Annotated in this window: 6 protein-coding genes; all 6 read left to right on the top strand. The window is 33.5% G+C overall.

Translation table 11 applies throughout. From position 1 onward, the window contains the following. The first annotated feature begins 17 nt into the window (after nt 1-17). On the top strand, nt 18-4,184 hold the full coding sequence (locus AC2TDS_RS15415; RefSeq protein ID WP_484736473.1) for a hybrid sensor histidine kinase/response regulator transcription factor: 4,167 nt from the start codon (nt 18-20) through the stop codon (nt 4,182-4,184). A 1,072-nt stretch (nt 4,185-5,256) separates the two neighbouring features. Then, nucleotides 5,257-8,268, top strand: a complete 3,012-nt coding sequence (locus tag AC2TDS_RS15410) for a SusC/RagA family TonB-linked outer membrane protein (protein WP_484736472.1) — start codon at nt 5,257-5,259, stop codon at nt 8,266-8,268. A gap of 18 nt (nt 8,269-8,286) precedes the next feature. Further along, nucleotides 8,287-9,702, top strand: a complete 1,416-nt coding sequence (locus AC2TDS_RS15405) for a RagB/SusD family nutrient uptake outer membrane protein (protein ID WP_484736471.1) — start codon at nt 8,287-8,289, stop codon at nt 9,700-9,702. Between the two features lie 119 nt (nt 9,703-9,821). Continuing rightward, a complete protein-coding gene (locus tag AC2TDS_RS15400; RefSeq protein ID WP_484736470.1) occupies nt 9,822-13,151 on the top strand; it encodes a VCBS repeat-containing protein in 3,330 nt (1,109 codons plus the stop codon). Between the two features lie 32 nt (nt 13,152-13,183). Further along, nucleotides 13,184-16,504, top strand: a complete 3,321-nt coding sequence (locus AC2TDS_RS15395; RefSeq protein ID WP_484736469.1) for a VCBS repeat-containing protein — start codon at nt 13,184-13,186, stop codon at nt 16,502-16,504. Between the two features lie 457 nt (nt 16,505-16,961). Next, nucleotides 16,962-19,238: a beta-glucosidase BglX gene (gene bglX, locus AC2TDS_RS15390; RefSeq protein WP_484736468.1), complete on the top strand. Its 2,277-nt coding sequence runs from the start codon at nt 16,962-16,964 to the stop codon at nt 19,236-19,238. Nucleotides 19,239-19,258: the final 20 nt, after the last annotated feature.

Below are 19,258 nucleotides of genomic sequence, written 5' to 3'. Positions count from 1 at the left end.
CCAATGAGTTTTTACTAATGAAGAAACTTTTATTTGTTTTTTATCTACTAATGACCTCAAGTAATTGGGCTCAGGAAATAGCATCTGATTATCAATTTGTTAATATTAGAGAGGGCATTTCTAAAGTAGGGATTTCAAGTATTATTCAAGATCATGAAGGATTTATTTGGATAGCAACAGAAGGTGCTGGCTTGTACAAATTTGACGGAATAGAATATACTTCCTACCAACATAAATTAAAAGACCCTACAGCATTGAGCAGCAGTCGGGTCAAATACTCCTATTTAGATCACAAGAACAGACTGTGGATAGGTACAGAAAATGGACTCAACTTATACGATAGAGATTTAGATCAGTTCAAAAGAATCCCCTTAAACAAAGAAAGTCCCTACAAAGACCACATATTGTCCATCCAAGAAGATCCAGATAATAATTTGTTGGTAGGCACCAATGGTTTTGGTTTATTTAAAATAGAATTAGCTAGTTTAGGAGTTGAAAAAATATCGAACTCTACTACCAATAAAGACAAGCAGCCCATTATAATTAATATTATAAAACGCACCAAGCAAGGTAAAGTTTTTGTAGGGACAAATTTTGGATTAAAAGAGGTTGATCTAAAAAACAATAAATTAATAAACTCTAGGCTATTTTTAGACAAAAAGGATTCCTTTAACATTGGAATCGAAACGTTGTTTATCGATAAAAATAACCATCTTTGGATAGGTTCATTAAACAACAAAGGGGTCTATAAATGTGTTTTAAGCGATGATGGAAACAACAACATCATCGAAATGAAGCATTTACCTTTTTCAAATAAAAAAATCATGACCATTGTCCAATTATCAGATAACACAATGATGATTGGAACAGAAAATGATGGCTTATTTCATTTAGATGAAAACGATCAAATAATCAAAAATTATATAGCTAATAATCAAGAAGAGAATAGCATCTTACACAATTCTATCTGGGAATTATTTGTAGACAAAGACAATAGATTATGGCTAGGTTATTATAATAGTGGCGTTGCTGTCAGTGACGAACTTTACGATAAGTTTTTGAATATAGAAAGTATCCCAAATAATGATAACTCGTTAAAAATATCTTCAGTGAAAGGTCTTGTTAAAGATGATTTTGATGATTTATGGATAGCAACCGATGGTGGAGGAATTGATGTTTACAATCCAAAAACGGCAAAAATAACACATATAAACACCAATAATAACTCAAAATACAAAGGACTTACTTCTGATTATTTTGTTACACTAAACACCGATTCGAAAGGAAATATATGGGCTGGCAGTTGGGATGGAGGTATTTATCTTTTAGAAAAAGGACGAAAAAAATTCATTAATTACAATATCGAAAATACAAAAGGTACTTTAAAATCTAATACGATTCAAAGTTTTTCTGAAGATTCTAAAGGGCTCATTTGGATAGCTGCTTTCATGCAAGGAATTCAATCTTTTAACCCTAAAACAAAACAGTTTCAAGAATATGATTTAACCCGTTTTTTAGGGCATAATTTCGTGAACATTCAGGTACGAAAAATCTTAGTAGATTCTGATGACAACATCTGGGTAGGAACAACAGATGGAGCCTTTTTAATAAAGAGAAAAAACGGAGTTATTAACGACGTTATTTCACTAAGTAGTCGAATGATTGAAGGATTCAATAATTCATCAGATGCCAATCACATACTAACTATTTACCAAGATAGTAATAACAACATATGGTTAGGAACCCGAGGAGCTGGTCTTTGCTTGTTTGATATAAAAAATGATACGCTAGTTTGGTTCAATGAAACAAAAGGGTTACACGAAAAAAACGTATCAGCTATTATAGAAGATGATGACCGTAACTTATGGATTAGTGGAAACTCAGGTTTAACCAAAATGAATTTGAATGATCTATCGTTTACCAATTATACCTCTAACGATGGATTATTGTCAAATGATTTTAATTTCGGCGTAGCCTTAAAAGACAAAGAAGGCATCTTGTATTTTGGCAATTTTAAAGGAGTTGATTATTTCAATCCTAAACGAATTAAAACAAACTCAAAGGTCCCTAAACTTCACTTAACAGGTTTTAAATTATTCAACGAAAGTATCCTCCCTCTTCAAGATGGTTCTCCACTAAAAAAAGTGATTTCCGAAACCGATAGTATAACGTTATCTTCCAAACAATCTGTCTTTACAATAGAATATACAGGAATTAATTTTACTAGACCTGAGAAGAATAGTTACGCATATTACCTAGAGGGGTATGAATCCACTTGGAATTATGTAGGACAAAAAAGAAGTGCTACTTACACAAATTTAGATCAGGGAAACTATGTATTCAAATTAAAAGCTGCAAATAACGATGGCATCTGGAACGAGACTCCATTAGCGCTTAAAATTAGTGTTTTACCCCCTTGGTGGAAAAGTCACTGGGCCATTTCGGCCTATATTTTGGTATTTCTAATAGGCGTGTTTCTATTGAATTTTTTAACTCAACGAAGAATTAGAGAAAAAGAACTTATTAAAACCGAACGTTTCCAACAGGTACAAAAAGATGAATTAAATCAAAAGAAAATTCAATTCTTCACGAATATTTCTCATGAATTCAGAACACCGTTAACACTCATAATAAATCCATTAAAGGACATTATTAACAATAAAGAAATACAGCTTCCGTTAGAGGTAAAAAACAAACACACCGTTATTTATAAAAACACCGAAAGACTTTATAGGTTAATTAATGAGCTCATGGATTTAAGGAAGCTTGAACTTCATAAAATGAAAGTCAGAGCAGAAAAAATCAACCTCATAAGTTTTTCCAAAAACATCCTTAATTATTTTCAAGAAGAAGCATCTAGTAAAAACATTCTCCTAAGCTTAGATGCCGATATTTCAAATATAGAGGTTTGGGCAGATACTAAAATGTTAGAAAAAATTATTTTTAATCTATTATCTAACGCAATTAAAGTGACTCCTTATGGAGGCGCTATCAATATAGAGCTTTTATCATCAGATAAAACACATCATTTACCGTTACTAAACAATAACGAATTAGTCAATGCAATTGAGATTGTTATTTCAGATACTGGCCCAGGATTAGACGATAACGAAGTTGAAAAAATCTTTGAAAGGTTTTACCAAGTAGAAGGTCAAAACAAAACATATTTCGGAGGCACAGGTATTGGCTTAGAAGTAGTGCAAAGTTTTGTAAAGCTCCACAAAGGCAAAATAGAAGTAAAAAGTAAAGTAAAAGAAGGAACTACTTTTAAAGTCATTTTACCAATTGGCAACAAGCACTTCAGCGCAGGTACTATAATTTTAGAAGAAAAAGACTTGCTTCAGAAAAAAGAAGACTTTCTAACAATTCCAGTCTTGGAAACCACCAACAATGAGCCTTACCCAGAAAACAATAAAGAACAAAATTTTCGCACGATACTAATCGTAGAAGACAATATTGAATTACGAGATTATTTAGAATTAGAACTTAAGAGTCAATACAAAATATTGTTAGCAGGAAATGGTAAAGAAGGGATAAAAATTGCACAAGAAACATTTCCTGATTTAATCATCTCAGATGTAATTATGCCAGAAATGAATGGTTTTGATTTTTGTAAAATTATAAAAACAGATGCCTCTACCAGTCACATTCCATTATTAATGCTAACGGCCAAAGCGACCATCGAAAATAGAATTGAAGGAATAGAAACTGGTGCAGATGCATATATGGTCAAACCATTTGATTTAAAACTCCTAAAGCTTCGTGTATCACAATTAATAAAAAGTAGACAATTGATTTTTGACAAGTACTTTGCAGCCATAAGTGGTAAAAATGACAACAGTAATAGCAGCTCTATAGATAAAGTATTTATACAAAAAATGTTAAATCACATCAATGATAACATAAATAATTCCAATCTTAGCGTAGAAGAATTAGCTTCAAAATTGAACCTCAGCAGGAGTCAATTATATCGTAAAATAAAAGCACTTACAGGGCAAACCGTTAATGAATTCATTAGAAGAATTCGATTAGAAAGAGCAAAACAAATTTTAGAAAAAGGAAATGCAAATATTAGTGAAACTTGCTATAGTGTAGGCTTTGCTTCCCCCTCTTATTTCTCAAAATGCTTTAAAGCCCATTTCGGGGTACTTCCAACAGAAATAGAGGTCAAAAAAAATGAATAGTATAACATTGATACTGTTACTCATTTTTATAATATCAAACCTCAATTAATACTATTTCTAATGGTAATTTACCAACCATGATTTTTTATGGTAAATACTGATCTATAGTTCAAATACAAGTATGAGCGTAAAGAAGTATTTGAACAATTTCATCAATAAATCGGTATCACAAAAATTATGCTAGATATATTGTTTTTGTTATGCACAATTCATTCAAAGATTTTGGAGAAAATAAGATAATTTCGTAACTTTTTTTCATGAAACTACTACCCTATCGAAATTCAGCAGATCGCACTGCATATATGTATTATCACGAAATTAAACCACCTACTTTTAGCTCCAAAAACACCTTTCCAAATTGGTTATTAATCATGAATAATTTAAAAAAACTTAGCACAAATAAAATACGATTGGCAAATTTAACGACAGTAAATTGCTATTTATTTCAAATTTGAAGGTAGTACCTAATCCGAGTTTAGGTAGTAATACTTCGAAATTAAGCTTGAAATAACAATAGAACCAAGTATTTCTTTCTTTAGGAAAGGAGTCTATTCAACTTATTCTCTTTGTTGATAGTAAATGCTGATCTATAGTTAATACAGAAGCCTAAGGAAGTGGTTCCGTAATTTCATCTAAGAATCTGGTATTACAGTGGAAATAAAATATAAATCTACATACGTACACCTAATGACATAAAAAGAAGAATATCACAAAAAATCAATTAAATAATATAAATAACACTTTACTAGATTCTCAAGTCTTCTATCTCAGAACTAATGTTGCAAAACGTAGAACGAATGTTGAATAAACGCTGCCAAAATTTTAAAACGCTACAAATGTATTACGTTTTGCTTTTTATGTTTCATATCGGAAGTGAATTCCAAATTAGATTTATAACCAAATTAAATAATACTTACAAACTTTTGCAAAAACAAGATAAACCACATAAAAACTCTAAGAAGGGGCTAATATTGGAAGTAATAGTAGTAGGTATAATGATATTATCAGTAGTATTAATACTTTTCAATATTTAGATTTTAAAAACATTTATTAACTAACTAAAACTCTATTCATGATAGAAAAATTTAAAGTGATAATTCTTGTATGCATCTTAACATGTGTACAAAGTATTTTTTCACAGAGTAAAACTGTTACTGGAAAAATAACAGACTCTTCCGGTATTCCGTTGCTAGGAGTTTCCGTTGTTGTTAAAGGAACAACAACTGGAATAAATTCAGACGAAAATGGTAACTATACCATAACAAATATTGTTTCTACTAATGAATTGTTATTTTCTTTTGTAGGAATGAAAAATCAAACAATCTTGGTTGGAGACCAAACAACGATAGATGTAATACTCCAAGATGACGCTGAAAGCTTGGATGAGATTGTTATTGTTGGGTATGGTAAGAGCTCAAGACGAACAGTTACAGGAGCTATCTCTTCAATCAATGCGGCCGATATTACTAAAACACCAGTAGTTTCAGCTGATCAAGCTTTACAAGGAAACGTATCGGGTGTTACAGTAACAAGTGCAGGGTCTCCAGGTACCAGTCCGCAAGTACAAATTCGTGGATTAGGAACTTTCGGTAACAGCCAACCCTTATATGTAATTGACGGAGTAGTTTCTGGAGGTCTAAATGAAGTAAACCCTAACGATATTGCTTCAATAGATGTTTTAAAAGATGCTTCTACAGCAGCTATTTATGGTTCAAGGGCTTCTAATGGTGTTGTTATAATTACCACTAAAAAAGGTAAGTCAGGAAAAACGAAAATCACCGTAGATTCGTATACCTCAGTACAGTCAGTACCAAAAACATTAGATTTATTAAATTCTAATCAATTTAGAGATTTTGCAAGTGAAACCTATGGTTTACCCAATAGATACACTGTAGATCCTGCATCCACAGAATTGAATACCGATTGGCAAGATGCAGTATTTCAAACAGGAGTTATGAATAATGTAAATGTAGGTGTATCTGGTGGTGGTGAGAATTCGATTTTTAACTTATCCGCAGGCTATTTAGATCAGAAAGGAACCATTATAGAAACTGGATTCAAAAGAGCCTCTTTAAGAGTAAATAGCGAATTTGAACTAGGCGAGAAATTTAAAATAGGAGAAACATTGTCTATTGCAGATTCTTTTAGAGAAAATGAAGAATCAAGCGGAGGCAGAACTTTAATAGAACATATGATTAAGTCTCTTCCTTACACACCAGTATATGACTCAAACAACCCAGGTGGTTTTGGAGGTACAGATACAACCCTCGATAATGGTTCGGATGCAGAAAACCCTGTTAGATTACAAGAATTACAAACAAACGAAACAGATGTTATAAAAATTCTAGGATCATTTTATACGTCATACGAAATACTCAATGGTTTAACCTATAAGTTTCAATATGGTTTCGATAGATCGACAAGTGAACAGAAAATATTTAGACCAACATTTGATGAAGGAATTAATCAAAGAGATGCCGCATTCATACAACAAGGAACATCTGTGTTTAGTTCAAATACATTTACCAATACATTAAACTACTCAAAAACTTTCAATGACGTTCATAATTTAGATGTAGTGTTAATTGGAGAAAAATTTGAATCTACAGTAAAAAACAATAATTCTCAGATAACCAATCCACTTACAGACGCTATAGAATTAGTGCAAGGAAATGGGCAGATCACCAACCAACTATATGAATATGCTTTAATCTCTTATGCAGGAAGAGTAAATTATAATTATAACGATAAGTATTTGTTTTCTGCCTCTATTAGACGTGATGGATCATCAAGATTTGGATCAAATAATAGGTGGGGTACTTTTTCAGCAGTATCGTTAGGATGGGTTTTAAGTGAAGAAGATTTCTTAAAAGAGTCTGAATTTATTGACAACTTAAAAGTAAGAGCATCTTTAGGTACAACAGGTAATGATGGTTCTAATGACTACGTTTTCCAAGCAGGTCTTATTCAAGGCTTTAATTATTCTGGATTTAACAACTCTACTGGAATCTCAAATTTCGGAAGTGCAAACCCAGATTTAAAATGGGAAGAAGCAACGCAATTGAATATAGGATTTGATCTTGCCATGCTTGACAATAGCCTAAATGTTTCTTTGGAATATTTTGATATTGACAACAAAGACCTTATTGTACCGATCCCAAATGTAGCATCAGATGGTTTAGCCGCTGGATTCACGCAGCGTAATGCCGCTAGCAGCAGCACCAATGGTATAGAGATGAGTATTGGATATAATCATGACAAAGGAGGAGCATTTCGTTGGGCTGCCAACTTAAATTTTGGAACAGCTAATAACAAAGTTACCGACTTAGGAAACTTAGATTTTATCGAAAGCTCAACGTTTGAAGGTGAAAATTTATCAAGAATTACAGAAGGAGAGTCATTATTTTATTTTTACGGATTACAAACTAATGGATTATTTCAAGAAGGAGATGATACCAGTGCTCAACCAAATGCAGCACCAGGGGATATTCGTTTTGTAGATCAAAATAACGACGGTATTATTGATAGCAATGACAATGTGAAAATTGGAGATCCATTCCCTGATTTTACCTTTGGATTAAATTTATCGGCTAATTATAAACAATTTGACTTTTCAGTATTCTTTAGCGGTGTTGTAGGTAACGATATATACAATACAAACATATATGACTTGGAAGGAATGACTAGACTGTTTAATGCCGGAACATCAGTATTAAATAGATGGACACCAACAAATACAAACGCCACGGTTCCAAGATTTACATCAGATCATTCAGAAAATGTAAATCGTTCTGATCGTTTTGTTGAAAATGGATCTTATGCGAAGTTACGAAGCTTATCTCTTGGTTATACTTTTAGTGATGCTAGCCTTAATAAAATAGCTAAAGGAGCATTATCAAACCTACGATTTTATATCTCAGGTCAAAATTTGTTTACCATAACAGACTACTCTGGTTATGATCCTGAAATAGGTGGAAGTACAGTTCAAGTAAATCAACTATCTGGTGCAGGTGGTATAGGAATAGACAGAGGTAATTATCCACAACCTAGAACTATTTTGGCTGGTTTACAATTTGCATTTTAATTAAATTACAATACAGACATGAAAAAAATACCAATTATTTTAATAGGGCTTGTATTAACGACACGATTGTTTTTATCTTGCAGTAAATCTGACCTAGAGTTAAACAACCCCAACCAATTATCACCGAGTACTTTCTTTAAATCAAGTACGCAATTAGAATCTGCTGTCAATTCAGCATATGCTTTTCTTCAGGATGTAGGGAATTATGGAAGGTATCAATTCTATATAAACGACAACATTGCTGGTGAAAATTATGCTGCAGGAAACTTAGAGGCAGATAAGGTTCAAATGATTAACCTTGATGTTGATGAAGCAAATAATGGAAATAACCAATATTGGCAACATAATTATCAAGGCATCGGAAAAGCGAATTTTGTTATAGATAATGAAGTCAATTTTGAAAATATTGACGCTAGCGAAGCTGCGCAAAGACTTGGAGAGGTACGATTTTTAAGAGCACTTTATTATTTTAACATTGTCACTAAATATGGTGAAGCTCCTTTAAATTTATCTACAGAAACGGTTGAAGGTGGAAGACCAAAATCTAGCATTGCTGCTATATACTCAGCTATCATTGCTGACTTAGAATTTGCTACCACCAACTTACCTTCGAAAGTTGATCAAGAAGTTGGTAGAGCCACTTCTGGTGCAGCATGGGCTTTATTAGGAAAAGTACTCCTACAAAATAATGATGCCGCTGGAGCAAAAGCAGCCCTAGCAAATGTTACAGGCTATTCCTTAGCTGCAGATTATAGAGAAAACTTTACCATCGCCGGAGAGCATAATGATGAGTCTATTTTTGAAGTTAATTACGATGAATCAACTGGGGCCGGAGATTCTTGGAATCAAAACGGACAAGGAAACTCAGAAACTACCTTTAGAGCTCAAGAATACTCAGGATGGTATAATGTAAAACCTAGTCAAGATCTTTTAGATGAGTATGAAGATGGAGACACAAGGTATGCTGCTAATTTTTACTCTATAGACGCAAGCGATAATGGTACAATGACCAATACGTACAACAATGGTACATCGACATTCGTATCGGGAGGAATAGGCCCTGATGACAATCCTGCATGGAGAAAATATCAAAACTTAGACAATAGAGCTAGTGAAACCCCGGATAGTGGAATTAATGCGAGAGTATTACGCTACGCAGACGTTCTTTTAATGAAAGCTGAAGCAGAAATTAGATCGGGTGGCTCAGAAGTTATTGCTCTTGGATTTATTAACGAGGTTAGAAATAGACCTTCGGTAACACTTCCACCAGTTACAGCTTCAGGTACACAAGCTATTCTAGATGCAATAGAACACGAAAGAATGGTAGAACTTGCTGGAGAGCAATCTAGATATCTAGATAAACAACGTTTCCATGGGTTTTCATACTTAATGCCAATTCCAAATATAGAATTGCAAGCTAATAGCAATTTATAAGTTATAATTATTTGAATACATTGTTAGTTGTAATGTGATTTGAAACCTAAAACATTGTGAAGTTCTATGCTTCACAATGTTTTTATAATTAAATTTAACCAGTTATTAATTACATAGATATGCGTATTTATATTTTTTTGCTATTTCTGACCATTTTTTCTTCGTGTTCAAACATACACAAAGAGCAAAAACAGTTTTCGATACTAAACGCTAAAAAATCTAATATTAACTTTGTAAACGCGCTTACCGAATCTGATACTCTTAACTATTTTAACTATCCTTATATTTATATGGGAGGTGGTGTTGCTATAGGTGATTTTAATAATGATAGCTTACAAGATCTATACTTTACTGGGAATATGGTTGCTAACAAACTCTATTTAAATGAAGGTAATTTATCTTTTAAAGACGTCAGCGAAGAAGCCAATGTTGCTATGGGCGAAGAGTGGTTTTTAGGAGTCACTACGGTTGATATTAACAATGATGGTTGGTTAGATATGTATTTAAGTGTTTCAGGAAAAAACCAAGAAACACCGAATAAATTATTAATAAATAAAGGAATTGATGAAAAGGGACATTTAAAATTCGAAGAACAAGCAGCACAGTACGGAATTGCCGATAGCGGACATTCTACCCAAAGCACTTTTTTCGACTATGATAATGATGGTGATCTTGACTTATACGTTGCCAATTACCCTATAACACCATTTAAAACAGCACCCTACACCTTTCAGAAGCTGATTGAACATGCTACTCCAATTCATTCAAATCATCTTTATAAAAACAACGGAGATGGTACATTTACAGATATCACAAAAGAAGCTGGGTTGCTTTCTTATAGTTTGTCTTTAAGTGCTACTGTAAGTGATTTAAACAACGATGGCTTAAAAGATCTTTATGTAAGTAATGATTTTGCAAGTGCTGATTTTTGTTATATCAATAATGGCGATGGTACCTTTAGAAATACTATAGAACAATCTACAAAACACAATGCTCTTTATGGAATGGGAGCCGATATCGCCGATTTTAATAATGATGGTCTTTTAGATATTTTTCAGGTAGATATGGATGCATCTACCAACAAACGTTCTAAAGCCAACATGGCTAGCATGAACACTAACGTGTTTTGGGATACTTATAATGCTGGACTTTATTATCAGTATATGCACAATTGTTTGCAACTAAATACAGGAATTCTTACCCCCGAGTCTAATCCATTATTTAATAATATTTCTAGAATTGCAAATGTTTCCTCTACCGATTGGAGTTGGGGACCGATTTTTGCAGATTTAGACAATGATGGATGGAAAGACATATATGTATCGAATGGTACCCGAAGAGAAATTAATAATACCGATTTTTTTAACGAGATAAAAAAAGAAAAGACCTATTTTACCAAAAAGACAAAAAACAACGGTCTAAAGAATACGCTTAAAATGCCCTCAGAAAAAACCGACAATTTTGCTTTTAGAAACTCAAAAGATTTGACCTTTGAGAAAATAAATACTGACTGGGGCCTTGAGTTTAAAGGATTCTCTAATGGAGTTGCCTATGCTGATCTAGACAATGATGGTGATTTAGAAATCATTTTAAATAACATTGATGATAAAGCCGTAATTTTTATAAATAACAACCCCTTAAAAAACAATTACCTATCTCTCGATTTTAAGGGACCAAAAAACAACCCAAGAGGAATAGGTGTTAAGTGCACAGTAACTTCAGGAGAAATCTCTCAATTCCAAGAGCTAACAATAGAACGTGGATATCTTTCTGCGATGGCCCCCATCTTACATTTTGGATTGGGAACGAATTCTAACATCGATTCTTTAAAAATTGAATGGCCAAACGGGAATATTCAACTGCTAAAAAATATTACTGCAAATCAAAAAATCTCAATCAATCATACGGAAGCATCCCTAGCTAAATCAACAAAAAAAGACACAAAGAAAAGATTATTTGATTCCACTAAAAATAAATTAAGCAACCTATTTAAACATATTGAAAACGACTATAACGATTATCAGAAAGAAATCCTATTACCTCATAAAACATCTATGTTTGGTCCTTATATTTCAGTGGGAGACGTAAATAATGATGGTTTAGATGATTTTTATTGTAGTGGAGCTGCAAATCAAAATGGAGGTCTCTTTTATCAAACCCAAAACGGAAGTTTTGAAAAGAAAAACTTTACCAAAGACAACGAAGCCCAGCAAGAAGATATGGGTTCACTTATATTTGATGCAGATAACGATGGAGATTTAGACTTATATGTTGTAAGTGGGGGCAATGAATTTGAGCCAAACTCAGAACTTTTACAAGATAGATTGTACAAAAATGACGGGAAAGGAAACCTAAACCTTATAAAAACAGCATTACCCAAAATAACAACCAGTGGTTCTAGGGTTTATCCTTTTGATTTTGACAAGGATGGAGATCAAGACCTTTTGATTTGTGGTCGTTTGGTTCCAGGAAATTATCCATCACCAGCAAAAACCTACATCTTAGAAAATAAAAGTTCAAAAAACGAATTAAAATTTGAAGATAGTACTCAAAAAATTATTCCAGATTTCGAAAAATTAGGTCTAGCGACTGCTGCGAGTATTGAAGATATAGACAATGATGGCTATGATGATATTGTAATTTTAGGAGAATGGATGCCTATCAAAGTGTTTAAAAACAATCAAGGGAAAAACTTTTCAGAAATCTCTAAAAACTTGGGACTTGAAAACACTACAGGGTGGTGGTTTAGTATAGCAAGTGGTGATTTCGATAAGGATGGAGATATTGATTTTGTAGCAGGAAACCTTGGGTTAAATTATAAATACAAATCTTCAAAAAACGAAACCTTTGACATTTACTTCAACGATTTTGACAACAATAGTAAAAAAGATATTGTTCTAAGCTACTATAATGAAGGCAAAAAATTTCCTGTTCGAGGACGCTCTTGCTCTTCTTCACAAATAGGCGAAATAAAAGAAAAATTTAAAACATATAACGAATATGCAGAAGCCACATTAGTTGATGTTTACGGAGAAGACAAACTTGAAAACTCCCTTCATTACCAAGTAAATACATTTGCTACAACATACATTGAAAATAACAATGGAAAATTTATACTACACACATTACCTAATGAAGCACAATTGTCAAGTAGCAATCAAATTTTAGTAGAAGATTTTAATCATGATGGGAATTTAGACATCTTACTAGCCGGGAACTTATATGCCTCTGAAATAGAAACACCTAGAAACGACGCCGGAACTGGAATCTTTTTATCAGGAAATGGCAATGGAAAATTTAACGCTACAACCGTTAATGAAAGTGGATTCTACGTACCTCATGATGTAAAAGATATGGCAAAAATAAAAGTAGGAAATACTCCCCGAATTTTAGTGGCTAATAATAATGATTATTTACAATTTATAGCCATTCAAAAAACCAAAAAGTAACCATGTACAACACCCGGATCTTACATTACCTTGTGATTATAACCTTAGGCTTTCTGGTTTCTTGTAAAAAGAACGCTCGTAATAAGGTTATAAAAAACACCCCCAAAGAAACTCTTTTCACCAAGATAACTGCTTCCGAAAGCGGTGTTACTTTTAACAATAAAATTTCCGAAAGCCTAAACAACTTCTTTATGGTTTTTAATTACGCCTACAACGGAGGCGGTGTTGCTATTGGAGACATCAATAATGATGGTCTACCAGATATTTATTTCACAGGAAACCAAGTACCCAATAAACTGTATTTGAACACAGGGAATTTTCAATTTAAAGATATTACCAAAAGTGCTGGCGTGGCAGGAAGATTTGGGTGGAATAACGGAGTTGTAATGGTGGACATAAATGGAGATTCATTACTCGATATTTACGTGTGCAGAGGAGGTTGGAAAGGATCAAATAAAGAACGTGCCAATTTATTATTTATCAATAACGGTAATGCTACATTTACAGAAAAAGCAAAAGCTTATGGAATTGCAGATATCGGTTTTTCTATGATGGCTTCTTTTTTTGATTTTGACAACGATAACGATCTCGACTTATACCTTGTTAACAGACCTCAAAAATTTAACCTATCACATCATGGAGTTGCCAAAGGAAGAAAAGATCAACACCCACTTTTCAGACACAAACTCTTTGAAAATAAAAATGGACTCTACAAAGAAGTTGGTCTAGAATCTGGAATAGACCAAACATTTTCTTATGGTTTAGGCTTGATTACCTCAGATCTTAACAATGATGGTTTCCAAGATATTTATGTAGCCAATGACTATTTTGAAAGCGACTATTTTTTTAAAAATAACGGAAATAAAACATTCACACAGAACATCAAAAACATAACCAACCATGTAGCCTTTTACGGGATGGGGGTTGACGTTGTCGATTTCAATAACGATGGATATGAAGACCTCGTGGAACTTGAAATGACTCCATCAGACCATGAAAGAGCAAAGGTAAATATGGCTAGCATGAATGTAGATGGATACCAAAGAATTTTGGCACAAGGAAATCATTATCAATACATGCACAACATGCTACAAATAAATAATGGAAATGGTTTCTTTAGTGAAATAAGTCAACAAGCAGGAGTGGCAAAAACAGATTGGAGCTGGTCTTGCTTAGGAAGTGATTTTGACAATGACGGAAACAGAGACTTATTCATTTCTAATGGTTTTAGACGTGATGTTTTTGATAAAGATGCCTCTAAAGAATTTACAAAATACATAGCTTCTGAGGAAAAGAAAAACAGATCGAAGCTTGAAAACTTAAAGCATATTGTTAACATCTTCAAAGAAAATAAAATTGCTAATTATATCTATAAAAATGAAGGCGATTTGAAATTCTCTTCAAAAGGAAAAGATTGGGGTTTAGAAGAACTAAGCTTCTCTAATGGAGCAGCCGTTGGTGATTTAGATAATGATGGCGATTTAGATTTGGTGGTAAACAACATCAACGACCCTGCATTTATCTACAGGAACAATGCTGAAAAAAACAACAATAATTACCTTAAAATAAAACTCCACGGCCCTAAAAAAAACACGCTTGGCTTAGGAGCCAAAATAACACTATACCACAAAGATCATATCCAATATCATGAAATGAAAAATGTTAGAGGGTATTTATCTTCTGTTGACCCAGTTGCACATTTTGGTTTAAAAAACAAAATTAACTTAGATTCTATAAAAGTGATTTGGCCCGATGGGAAAAAGAATCTTCTGACAAAGGTAAAATCCAATACAACCATACAGATTAATTACACCAATGCTTTTAACTCAAACTCTAAAAGTACTAAAAAACATAAAGAATCTATTTTTACGGATATCACCAAAAAAGCCTTTCCAAAGCAGACGGCAAACCATATCGAAAATTCGTTTAATGATTATAAAGATCAAATACTACTCCCACATAAATTATCAGCAGAAGGCCCAACAATTGCTGTTGCAGATGTAAACAACGATGGTTTAGAAGATTTTTATTTAGGAGCTTCCACAAGTTTTTCAGGCAAACTATTTATTCAACAAGAAAACAACTCTTTTATCGAATCTCGTCAAGAAAGCTTTTTAAATGATACCGCATTCGAAGATACAGCATCTTTATTTTTTGATGCCAATAGTGACGGGTTTATAGACTTGTACGTAGTAAGTGGGAGTAACGAATATCCAGAAAATTCCGCAATGCATCAAGACAGACTCTATTTAAATAATGGAGAGGGTGAATTTAAAAAATCCAACAACTTACCTGTTATCCGTTCTAGTGGTGGTACTATTGTTCCTTTAGATTATGACAATGATGGTGATCTTGATTTATTTGTTGGAGGAAGAGTTGTTCCTGGAAAATATCTAAAATCTCCACGAAGTTTACTACTAAACAATTCCAATGGCATATTCTCTGATGTTACTTCAACAGTAGCTTCAGATATAGCGTATTTAGGAATGATTACGGATGCTACATGGAATGACATTGATGGAGACCATCAAAAAGAGTTACTTATTGTTGGTGATTGGATGCCAATTACGATGGCATCCTTTGAAAATGGTATTTTTAAAACAAGGGTTCCTCCGTCTCTAAAAAACACCAGTGGTTGGTGGAACACTATCACAGCAAAAGACATAGACAACGACGGGGATATAGATTTCTTAGCGGGAAATTTGGGAGAGAATTATAAATTTAAAGCCTCCGAAGAAAATCCATTCTACGCATATGTTTCTGACTATGATAATAACGGTACCAATGACGTATTTTTGGCTAAAACCTACAAAAATAAAATCGTCCCTATACGCGGTAAAGAGTGCTCTACCCAACAGCTTCCAGTGCTATCTGAAAAATTTAAAACCTATACAGCATTTGCTAAGGCAGACATCGGAACCATTTTAAGTAATTCAAATAACGATTCTCAAAAACATGAAGCACAAATGTTTCAAAGTGTCTTGTTAAAAAATAATAATGGCGTATTATCTGTTGAACCACTCCCCTACCAATCACAGTTTTCTACAATTCAAGACATTTTAGTTCAGGATTTTAATAAAGATGGAATTGAAGATATACTGCTAGCAGGAAATAAATTCAATGTAGAGATTGAAACGACAAGAGCAGACGCTTCTATCGGTTTACTGTTAAACGGACAACCTGATTTTAGTTATAAAGTTTGCCCAACCAATAAAAGTGGCGTCTTTTTACCTTGGAATGTAAAAGAATTAAAAACCATTCAACTAGGTAAAACTGGAAAAAATGAAACCAACGGAATTTTAGTCGGAATAAATAATGAGCATGTACGTCTTCTTTCAGAAATCCGAAAATAATGAACCCTTAAAACAATGACAAATATCATAACAGTAATAGAGAAATTCAACGTTAAACTAGTATAAGTTATATCGCTACCAGAATACTCGGAAACACAAGGTACAAATGTAATGTCTACCCCATAATTTTTATTAAAAAACGATCAAGTAGATACGATTTCACAAAATCAATTACGAGTACCAACAAATGATACCAGTTATTGTTTGAATTTACTGTAAAAGAAAATAAGTGTTTTTTTCTTTATATAAGATAGAAAAATCAATAACAGCAATAGCTATGATTTGTTTTTATATTGAAGCAGAAAGGGAAAAAGAACGTTTTATTACGGTAGATTCAAATGGTAAATGGTATGAGTATCTAAAAACCTCCCTGATTTATTAGGAATGGACATCTGTTGGTCGTTCTAATGACCAATACTAAAATAAACACTAACTACAATATAAATAATTCATTCAAATGAACATCAGTCTAAGTAAATTAAGTATCCTTATTACCGTCATTTCGTTAATAACTAATTGCACGTCACCTGTTAAAAACGATTCTAAATCGATTGTTGATAAAAAGGTAGATTCATTATTAACTATAATGACATTAGAAGAAAAAGTAGGGCAAATGAACCAATATAATGGATTTTGGGATGTTACTGGACCAATCCCAAAGACTGGAGATGCCGCAAAGAAATATGATCATCTTCGAAAAGGCTGGGTAGGCTCCATGCTTAATGTCAAAGGGGTAAAAAACGTAATTGAAGTTCAGAAAATAGCTACTGAAGAAACGCGTTTAGGCATTCCATTAATTATAGGTTTTGACGTCATCCACGGTTACAAAACTATCAGTCCAATTCCCTTAGCCGAATCTGCTAGTTGGGATTTAAAAGCGATACAAAAATCAGCGGCAGTAGCGGCAGATGAAGCTGCTGCTGCTGGTATTAACTGGACTTTTGCCCCTATGGTTGATATATCAAGAGATCCTCGTTGGGGTCGCGTTATGGAAGGCGCAGGTGAAGACCCTTTTTTAGCTGCTAAAATCGCAGAAGCCAGAGTTAATGGTTTTCAGGGAGAAGATCTTTCAGCGAATAACACTATTGCTGCTTGTGCAAAACATTTTGCGGCATACGGTTTCGCAGAAGCCGGCAGAGATTATAATACGGTTGATATTGGAACATCTACCCTATACAACCATGTATTACCACCATTTAAAGCAGCTTCTGATGCCGGTGTAAAAACATTTATGAATGCTTTCAATATTTTAAATGGGATTCCTGCTACAGGAAACACATTCTTACAACGTGCCATTTTAAAAGACAAATGGAACTTTAAAGGGTTTGTGGTTTCTGACTGGGGCTCTCTGAAAGAAATGATTCCTCATGGCTACGCAAAAAATTTAAAAGAGGCAGCAGCCATAGCCGTTAACGCAGGTTCTGATATGGATATGGAATCTTATGCGTATGTTAAAGAATTAGTGAAATTGGTGAAAGATGGAGTCGTTAAGGAATCAGTAGTAGATGATGCCGTAAAACGAATATTAAAAGTAAAATTTGAACTCGGGCTATTTGAAGACCCCTATAAATATTGCTCTTTAGAGCGTGAAAAAAGTATTGGAAAACCAGAACATCAACAAGCAGCATTAGATATAGCTAAAAAATCTATTGTTTTACTAAAAAACGAACAGCAATTACTTCCTCTAAAAAAAGAAGGTCTTAAAATTGCCTTGATAGGTAGCTTAGCCGCGGATAAAGATAGCCCGATAGGAAGTTGGCGAGGTGCGGCAGAAGCCAACTCTGCTATTTCTGTTTTAGAAGGGCTACAGGAATATTCGAATAATATAATCATGTATAAAAAAGGAACTCCGGTACTTAAACAAAACCCTGGATTTCTCAATGAAGCTGAAGTAAGCTATGATAAGCGTGAATTCAAAGAAGCTATTTCAACAGCTAAACATGCAGATGTTGTAGTGATTGTTCTTGGAGAACATGGGTTTCAAAGTGGAGAAGGGAGAAGCAGAACACAATTAGGACTGCCCGGAGTACAGCAGGAGTTACTAGAAGAAATTTATAAGGTTAATAAAAAAGTGGTGTTGGTTCTTAATAACGGTAGACCTTTGGCTATTCCATGGGCGGCGCAAAATATACCGTCAATAGTTGAAGCCTGGCAACTAGGAACACAAAGCGGTAACGCTATTGCAGAGGTGCTATTTGGAGATTATAACCCAAGCGGAAAATTAACCATGTCTTTTCCTAGATCAGTAGGTCAAATACCTATTATGTATAACAGATACAATACTGGAAGACCTGTTAATGTAGAAGGAAATGTATTTTGGTCACATTACTCCGACGAGAAAAATGAACCATTATTTCCTTTTGGTCATGGTCTTAGTTATTCAAAATTCAACTATGAAAACATAGAAGTATCCATAAATCCAAATCAAGAAATAGCTGTTTTGGTTGATGTTACAAACACCAGTAATACAAAAGGCAAAGAAATTGTACAGCTGTATATTCGTGACATGGTTGCCAGTGTTGTTCGACCAATAAAAGAACTGAAAGGATTTGAACTGATTGAATTAAAACCCAATGAAACTAAAAAAGTAACTTTCACTATTGGAGAAAAAGAACTCGGTTTTTATGATACTAAAGGGGAATGGCAATATGAATATGGGGACTTTAAAATATTTGTAGGAGGGAGTTCTAAAACAACGCTAGAAGCGAATTACTCATACACGAAACAACCGTAATAACAATTTAACTATCTACA

The sequence above is a fragment of the Tenacibaculum profundicola genome, assembly GCF_057220795.1.
Note: the sequence above shows the minus strand (reverse complement) of the source record. Positions and strands in the feature narration are given on the sequence as shown.